Here is a 7,282-nt window from a genome sequence, read left to right as displayed (position 1 = left end):
ACTCTTTAATTGGAGGAGTTGAATATTCTCTTTTAAAAGGAGATATGTTATTAGGAACTTTAACTTTGAAAGTTAAACAATATGCTTTACCCATAAAAAAAGAAGAATCTTCACCAAATGATTTAATTGCTAAAATTTGTGATGTAAATACACGTAGTATTTTAGAATAGCAAAGTATTCAGGAGGAAGGACTATGAATGATTTAGACATTTTAAGAGATATAGCAAACCAACTAAAACTTTCTACTTTAAAAACTAGCATTATGAAATTTATCGAAGAAGCAGAACAAGGAAGCGAAACGTACAAAGAATTTCTTTTTAAGATACTGAAAGTTGAAGTTGAGCGAAAAGAAAAAGATGCTTTAAGAAATCGAATTAAAAGAGCAAAGTTTCCTTATCCAAAAGAGATAGAAACTTTTGATACAACTTTTCAAAAATCTATTGATAAAACTAAAATAAATATTTTAAAAGAAATGAAATGGATTGATAATATGTACAACTTAATTTTCTTAGGACCACCTGGAGTAGAAAAGTCGCATTTAATAATAGGGTTAGGCTACCGCACTATAAAATTAGGATATCACGTTCTTTTTCTTACTATGAATGAATTAATATATTTTTTAAAGAATAAGGATGGTTGCAGAAAATCAAAAGAGGTAATAAATCGCTTAAATAAATGTGATTTACTAATAATAGATGAAGTCGGATACATTCCACTAACCAAGGAAGATGCTAATCTATTCTTTGAAATCGTAAGTGGACTTCATGAAAAAACATCAATTTGTATAACATCAAATAAAGATTTTAGTCAATGGACAGAGCTTCTTCAAGATGAAGCTCTAGCCACTGCAATATTAAATCGGTTGGTTTACAGATGCCAGATATTCAATCTAAAAGGTAACAGTTATCGGCTAGAAAATAGAGAGACTATCTTCAAGTAAAAACTTACAAATATCACTCACGAAATTTTGCAAACTCTTATCATTTTTTTTTACAAATATGATTGACGTTCACATTTTTTCATCTAATTTCTTTTTTAATGCTTCTATATTTGAATTTTTAGTATTAGTTGAACCCCATTCGACAACTGTTTTATGTTCGTTAATTTCTAAATTTAATTGTTTTATTTTATTTAATAAAGGTTTTATTTTTTTATTTAAGTATTCTGTTTTAGTTTTAAACAAATGTTCTCTAGATTCTTTAAAAACAATAAACATATCATCAACATATCTACTATAACTTGCTGGAGAAATTGTTGTAACCATAATATCATCTAATGGTTTTAATATATAATTTGCAATAATAGGAGAAGAATATAATCCAATAGGTAAACAAATTTTATTCTTAAGCTTAGAATTATTCAAATCTATTTTTACTTTATTTGAATAAAATCCTATCAAAGTAAAAATAAAGTTTGTTAATTCGCCATTATTGTTAAGTTTTTTTTTCTATTTGAATAATCTCTTTTTTTACTTTTTTTATAATCTTCTGATCAATAGAATAATAAAATTTTTTTAAATCTAAATTAATTATAAATGCTGTTTCTTTTTCTTCATTTATTATTTGGTTATATTTATTTAATCCGCTATTTTTATATTGTTGATATTGCTTTGAATAACTTTTAAATAAAGGTTTATATAATTTTTGAGATATAACATCATCATCTAATCTAAAAGCATAAGCATATTTTGTTAATTTTCTATCTAATTCAACTCCAATTGTCTTTACCCAAATAATAGTTAAAATGTGAATTTCAATAGGGCAATCAATAATATAATTGTAAGCTATCGTGCTTGTATTTTGAGATAAAGAATTCTTATTTTGCATAAAAGTTGTAATTAGTTTTTTATATTTTATAAACTATTATTACATAAATTTTTATTATTAAATAAATCTAAGATATTTTCTTCTAAAGAAGTGGATTCTATTTTTTTTACTACCTTTTCAAAACTAATAGTATTTTCAAATCCGTAATCTAAATAATTTTTAATATCACTTCTGAAAAATCAACCGAATCATCATTACCAGTTATTTCATATAATTTATAGCTATATTCAAAATCAGCAATTTGTTTCTTCAAGTGAAGCAAAACATTATTTTTATAAGAAATTTGTTTTTTTAAGTATAAATACGCCATTGGAATATCAAAATTGTCAAACCAATTTGAATTATAAGTATTTTCCATTAATTTAACCCCTTTTTAAATAATTTGAATGTTTAAATAATATCATCCTTATGAAAAAAAGTATATATAGAAAAAGATACTATAATATTTTACTATTTTTGTAAGACTGAAAAATAAATTCCAATGAGTGTAACGAGTAGCTCTTTTTTCATCCAACTAAAAAAGAGGGAATTTTTCTTTTTCCCTCTTTTTTCTATACTTGAATCCAATAATTGAAATTATATTTTTTATTACGATTCATTATACCATTTTTTCTTGTATTTTTAATGCTATAATACAAGTCTATACTTTTTGAAAGAGCTTAAAATCGATTTTACGAGGTCGTTTTTTACAGTTCCCATTCTTCTTTTTCTTTTTGTAATTTTATCTCTAAATCATTTTTTACAAAATCTTTAATAAGTTTAATCCCCTGTTCATAACTTAACTCATTAGGAATATTTAACATATGCGATAAAGATAATGAACAGACACATTACCACAAAAATCAAAAGATTTATGATCTTTTAAAAATGGAAACCAATTATTTGATTGCTCTCAATATAAATGAGTATGAGATTGCAAAATAAGTTAATAAATATGGATTTGTAGATATTGATACAAATAAATATTTTGTTGGGACTAAATTTCAATTATAAGAAATTTGGATCAAAATAACTGCACATAAAATTTTTTATTTCTAGCTTTTTCTTTCACGGAAATAAATATTAATTTTCCATTATCATCAAATTTAGTAGTAGTTAGAAAAGTGTCTACTCCACCTTGCTTTGTATAAAGAACTTTAAATTCTTTCATTTCCTCAGAATTAAAATTTGAAATAATAATTCTTATTATGGAACTTTTATTTTTTCTTTTTTTCATTGATTATTCCCCCATTTTTTATTTCAATATACTTACAAATATTTATCAAAAAAAGCAAGGTTTTATCCTTGCCAGTTCGTAAAAGTTGGTCGCCTTTTACTCGATACCTTGCTTATTGTCCTACCTAGTAAGTATTTTTACACAGTAAGAAGAAAACTATTAGGAAAAATATGATGTTCAATATAACACCCCCTTTCATTGAGGGATATAATTTTCATTACTAAAGCTCGGTATCTAAGAACTATTACACCATTTATTACAAAAAATAAAAAGAGGTTTGAGCCGACCAAAGCAAAAACCTCTTTTTCGTTATATTGAACAATCTTTCCTGATTGAATTATAAACCTTTAATCTCCAAAAATCAACTAAGTTATTCTAGTTCGTGTTCATCAGTAGTTTTACCTTTTTCTTTTTCTTTAATTGGACTAACTACTTCAACAACGTTATCTTTTTCAAGTTCTTTAGTTGCTTTTTCTAATTCGTAACTTTTTTCTATGGCATTGTATTCCTCAATTATATAATCAGTAATCTTATCTGCGTCAACAGAAGATCTGTATATTTCGTTAGGGTCGTTTTGTGAAACACTAACCCAGTTTTTAACATATTCTTGATTATTATTAAATTTTCTATCCTCTACTTTTATGCCTAGTTCTGATAGTAAAAACATAGATGATATTTCAGCTCGTAACTCTTCTCTTGCATATTCAGACGTACCAAAAGCATTATCTAGTTGCTTATCAAGGCTTGTTTCATGCCCTGTGTTTCGTCAAGTGCCATTAATTTATCTTCAGATGAAAAAGTTTCTCATGGAATTGGTGATATAATTTTTAATTCTTTTCCTTGTATTAAAATTGGTAAATTGGGCTGCTGACATCAATTATTCTAATATATTTAGTTTATTAATTGAAATAGGTATTGCTTATGGATTCTATTAATTTAGGAATTACAAGTAGATTTTTGATTGTAGACGCAGACATCCAATATAATCCTGAAGTTGATGAATTATATTTAAAAAATGGTTTTAATTATAATGAAAAACTTCAAAAAAATAAAACTATTAGTATGAGATTAGATATATTTGCGTAAAAAACTCCTCTAATGGGAGTTTTTTTTATAAAAATACTGTTTTGAAATAAAACAACTTTCTAAAAAATATAATTTATAGCAATATTTTACTTTGCACCTTTTAGTACTTACTTAATTAAATTTTTCCGTCTTTTGGTACTTACTTGTATATGTTTAACCCTTATAAATAAAGGCTTTGTTGAGGGTCTTAAAAAGATATTATTAAATAATTTAAGAAAAATGATCTTTTTAAAAAGAGGGATTTTTATTTTGAAAAAAAAATTGAAAAAAATCAAAAACATAAAATTTTATATATTTAAAAATTGAATTCTAAAACAAAAATTAAAATGCATTTTAAACAGTCTAAAAACACTCTAAAATCGATTTCAATTTATTTTACGATTTAAAACATTTACACAAGACTTAAAATCAATTTTAGAGAGTTTAAAGTATAAAAATTCAAAATATATTTTCAAATAATTTTTATTGTACTAATTAAGAACAAATATAAAAATAAAAATTATTATTGAAGATTTTAGTTAAAATTGATACACTGAAAAAAATTACAGATTTTTAAAGTTAAACAAACAACTGGCAGGAATAATTCCTTGCTTTTTAATCAACAAACCTATATACATTTATTCCAAAAATGAGGGTCTAGTCTATGCTCTCATTTTCAATTAAAAACATATAAGTAAGAGTATTTTTTATAGTTAAGTAGTTTTTATTTCTTATACAAAGATTATAGGGTTTTATATTGTGCTTATTATTCTTTATATAATTGATTTTAACATATTTCTATTCTTAACCTTAGTTGATTACCTAACTTTATCTTATAATAGGTAAAAAAGCTATTTAAAGCTGAATTTTTCCAAATAAAAAAGGCTAGGTGAGTGAGGCACCTAGCCAGTGATTACCTAGTACCCTTTTTTAGCTATTAGTAGGAAAAAAAGGACAATATATATGATTCTTAACATTTATGAATTTCACCCCCTTTCTAGAGGTAGGTAACCACTTGGAGTAGTATAGCATATTTACAAAAAATAGAAAAGAGTCGGTTTTCTCACTCCCGACTCTTTTCCGTACAATGAAATTCATATCATTGAATCATATATATTTAGTACCTTAAATATACACTCATTTTTTTTAAATGTCAATTATTTTTTAATTTTAATTAATCGTACATTTGGATATAATAAAAAATGTTGAGATAGTCCTAGTAGATTGGAATAATTTTCTTCTGTATCTTTGCTATACAATATATTTAATTTATTGTATAAAAAAAATCAATAACTTTTTATTCTCTAATTAATTTTTCGTATTGTTCTTTTATTTCTTCTTCTGTTGTAAGAGTAGAAATTATACTATTAAATAAATTCCATTTTCTTATTGGAACTAGAGGTTTTAATTTTTTTATATACTTTAATCTAATTTCATCTATAGATAACTTTTTTATATTTTCTTCTTTCACTTCTTCTTTAGATTCCATGTTATCTATAACATTATCGCTCTCTATTATTATATCTTTATCATCTTTAGAGATTATAGTTTTAATAATTTTACTTAAATAAGTTAATTTATTAAAATCTTTATTTACTATTACATACGCTTCTTTTAAACCGAATACAAGTTCATCTTCAGTAAATTCATTCATAAGAATTGCAACACACTCGTTAGATAAAATTTTTGACTTTGATATATAAATATTTTTCTTAGCTTTTTCTATCGCTTCTTTTAATTGATCTGGTATAATAGCTTCCTTTTTAGAGATAGAAAAACTATATGCTGTTATTTTTTTCCTGTATATTTCTTTTCAACTCTTATATCTAAATCCGTATATGAATTAATCTCTTCCAATGCAGGTTTTAAAATTTTCTTTTCAATATTATTTTGTGTATAATTTTTTTCCATAAAGAATTTTCATTTCATCTATAGATATTAAAATTGTTTTCTTAAACGCTTTAGACTGTAACATCATATAAAATAAAATTGAATATTTACTTGATAAATGTTTTATATTTTCAAGGTAATATTTACAAAAATTTCCCTGGTTTAAATCTCTTATAAAAGGTAAAAATTTTGGATTATATTCTGCCTCTACTATCTTTTCTTTCTTATCAAATTCTAACACTGAAAATATACTATAACTTTTATATCTATTTTCATTTTCTTTTATTTTTATTGTTCTCTTTTGCAGTTTTTTTATAACTGTTTCAAATTTATTAAAAATAGAAAGTCTAATTCTTCGTAAAATCGATTTTAGACACATTTAAATCGGTTTAAACGCAAATTTATTTTTGAATTTCCCCCCAAAGATAAATATCATTACCATACTTTTAAATATTCATACAAAACTGAGAAAAAGGGGTATAACTATACCCCTTTTATTATTTCTGAATTATATTCTATAGATATTTTCATGTCTTGAGCTAGTTTCCTTAAACGCATTAATAAAGAAATTCCTTTAAGTTCTTTTCCGTTCTTTGACAATAGCAAAAGTCCTTTTACGAGGTCATTTTCTTGGAATATCTGCGTTAAAATCTCAATATTGTCAAAAGTATTTTTACTGTATGAACTTTTCGAACTTACAAAACTCAATTAAATCAAATTTTGTAAAATTTCCTATTAAATCATTTAACATATATAAAATTTCATTAACTTGAACTTGAACTATCAACTCATTATTATCTTTATCTATTGAAAAAGTATTAAATAAAGAAAATAACTCCTCCTATAGCAAAGTTAATAATAGACGACAATAGAACTCCAATTTTTTCATATAAGAAATCTATGGCAAAAGATGGATTTTTTTAAAATATGAATATGTTTATGATGAGTCTTATGATTGTAACATATGTCCTAATAATGAGATATTGAAATATAGCACTACTAATAGAGAGGGATATAAGGAATATAAAAGTAATCAAAAGATTTGTAAAAAATATCAGTTTTTAAAAAAATGTACAGAGAGTAAAAAGAAGACTAAAATAGTTGCTAGACACGTATGGGAAGAGTACTTGGAGAAAGTAGAAGATATAAGGCACACGGTAGGAATTAAAGAGATTTATTCTCTTAGGAGTCAAACCATTGAAAGAGTTTTCGCTGACGCGAAAGAACTACATGGAATGAGATATACACAATACAGAGGGTTAGCGAAAGTAAAAATGGAGCTCAC

Annotated in this window: 11 protein-coding genes and 1 pseudogene; 3 read left to right on the top strand and 9 right to left on the bottom strand. The window is 24.3% G+C overall.

Features of this window, described 5'->3' with window-relative positions:
* The first annotated feature begins 193 nt into the window (after positions 1–193).
* A complete protein-coding gene (gene istB, locus ACWI69_RS11395) occupies positions 194–940 on the top strand; it encodes an IS21-like element helper ATPase IstB (protein ID WP_448821955.1) in 747 nt (248 codons plus the stop codon).
* A 69-nt stretch (positions 941–1,009) separates the two neighbouring features.
* Here istB and ACWI69_RS11390 read toward each other — a convergent pair whose 3' ends face one another.
* The 5 genes and pseudogenes from ACWI69_RS11390 to ACWI69_RS11370 all read right to left on the bottom strand — a co-directional run.
* Positions 1,010–1,399: an RNA-directed DNA polymerase gene (locus ACWI69_RS11390; RefSeq protein ID WP_448821954.1), complete on the bottom strand. Its 390-nt coding sequence runs from the start codon at positions 1,397–1,399 to the stop codon at positions 1,010–1,012.
* 34 nt (positions 1,400–1,433) lie between these two features.
* On the bottom strand, positions 1,434–1,826 hold the full coding sequence (locus ACWI69_RS11385) for a hypothetical protein (protein ID WP_448821953.1): 393 nt from the start codon (positions 1,824–1,826) through the stop codon (positions 1,434–1,436).
* Between the two features lie 148 nt (positions 1,827–1,974).
* The gene (locus ACWI69_RS11380; RefSeq protein ID WP_448821952.1) at positions 1,975–2,184 is read right to left on the bottom strand and encodes a hypothetical protein; all 210 of its coding nucleotides are present in this window, start codon (positions 2,182–2,184) and stop codon (positions 1,975–1,977) included.
* Between the two features lie 645 nt (positions 2,185–2,829).
* On the bottom strand, positions 2,830–3,042 hold the full coding sequence (locus tag ACWI69_RS11375; protein ID WP_448821951.1) for a hypothetical protein: 213 nt from the start codon (positions 3,040–3,042) through the stop codon (positions 2,830–2,832).
* 370 nt (positions 3,043–3,412) lie between these two features.
* Positions 3,413–3,790: pseudogene (locus ACWI69_RS11370) on the bottom strand (zincin-like metallopeptidase domain-containing protein); the annotation flags it as partial.
* Positions 3,791–3,963: 173 nt separating this feature from the next.
* On the opposite strand from ACWI69_RS11370, the gene ACWI69_RS11365 reads away from it, so the two are divergent.
* Positions 3,964–4,128 carry a hypothetical protein gene (locus ACWI69_RS11365; protein ID WP_448821950.1) on the top strand — a complete coding sequence of 55 codons (165 nt, stop codon included), beginning with the start codon at positions 3,964–3,966 and terminating at the stop codon, positions 4,126–4,128.
* Between the two features lie 1,276 nt (positions 4,129–5,404).
* Here ACWI69_RS11365 and ACWI69_RS11360 read toward each other — a convergent pair.
* The 4 genes from ACWI69_RS11360 to ACWI69_RS11345 form a co-directional block, all read right to left on the bottom strand.
* Positions 5,405–5,761, bottom strand: coding sequence for a hypothetical protein (locus ACWI69_RS11360; RefSeq protein WP_448821949.1), 357 nt, complete (start codon positions 5,759–5,761; stop codon positions 5,405–5,407).
* A 134-nt stretch (positions 5,762–5,895) separates the two neighbouring features.
* The gene (locus tag ACWI69_RS11355; protein WP_448821948.1) at positions 5,896–6,018 is read right to left on the bottom strand and encodes a hypothetical protein; all 123 of its coding nucleotides are present in this window, start codon (positions 6,016–6,018) and stop codon (positions 5,896–5,898) included.
* Positions 5,993–6,376, bottom strand: coding sequence for a RepB family plasmid replication initiator protein (locus ACWI69_RS11350; protein WP_448821947.1), 384 nt, complete (start codon positions 6,374–6,376; stop codon positions 5,993–5,995). Before ACWI69_RS11350 ends, ACWI69_RS11355 begins: the two co-directional genes overlap by 26 nt.
* 104 nt (positions 6,377–6,480) lie before the next feature.
* Positions 6,481–6,705: a hypothetical protein gene (locus ACWI69_RS11345; protein WP_448821946.1), complete on the bottom strand. Its 225-nt coding sequence runs from the start codon at positions 6,703–6,705 to the stop codon at positions 6,481–6,483.
* 275 nt (positions 6,706–6,980) lie between these two features.
* On the opposite strand from ACWI69_RS11345, the gene ACWI69_RS11340 reads away from it, so the two are divergent.
* On the top strand, positions 6,981–7,282 hold a 302-nt coding region (locus ACWI69_RS11340), incomplete at its 3' end, for a transposase (RefSeq protein ID WP_448821945.1).

This window comes from Cetobacterium sp., assembly GCF_977044495.1.
The sequence above is the reverse complement of the archived record's forward strand: the minus strand, read 5'-3'. Positions and strand labels throughout refer to the sequence as shown.

What these genes read in the sequence shown, in the direction of transcription:
- istB (WP_448821955.1), top strand. Translation starts at nt 194, where the DNA reads ATGAATGATTTAGACATTTTAAGAGATATAGCAAACCAACTAAAACTT.
- ACWI69_RS11365 (WP_448821950.1), top strand. Translation starts at nt 3,964, where the DNA reads ATGGATTCTATTAATTTAGGAATTACAAGTAGATTTTTGATTGTAGAC.
- ACWI69_RS11350 (WP_448821947.1), bottom strand. Translation starts at nt 6,376, where the DNA reads ATGTGTCTAAAATCGATTTTACGAAGAATTAGACTTTCTATTTTTAAT.
- ACWI69_RS11375 (WP_448821951.1), bottom strand. Translation starts at nt 3,042, where the DNA reads ATGAAAAAAAGAAAAAATAAAAGTTCCATAATAAGAATTATTATTTCA.
- ACWI69_RS11355 (WP_448821948.1), bottom strand. Translation starts at nt 6,018, where the DNA reads ATGGAAAAAAATTATACACAAAATAATATTGAAAAGAAAATTTTAAAA.
- ACWI69_RS11380 (WP_448821952.1), bottom strand. Translation starts at nt 2,184, where the DNA reads ATGGAAAATACTTATAATTCAAATTGGTTTGACAATTTTGATATTCCA.
- ACWI69_RS11385 (WP_448821953.1), bottom strand. Translation starts at nt 1,826, where the DNA reads ATGCAAAATAAGAATTCTTTATCTCAAAATACAAGCACGATAGCTTAC.
- ACWI69_RS11360 (WP_448821949.1), bottom strand. Translation starts at nt 5,761, where the DNA reads ATGAATGAATTTACTGAAGATGAACTTGTATTCGGTTTAAAAGAAGCG.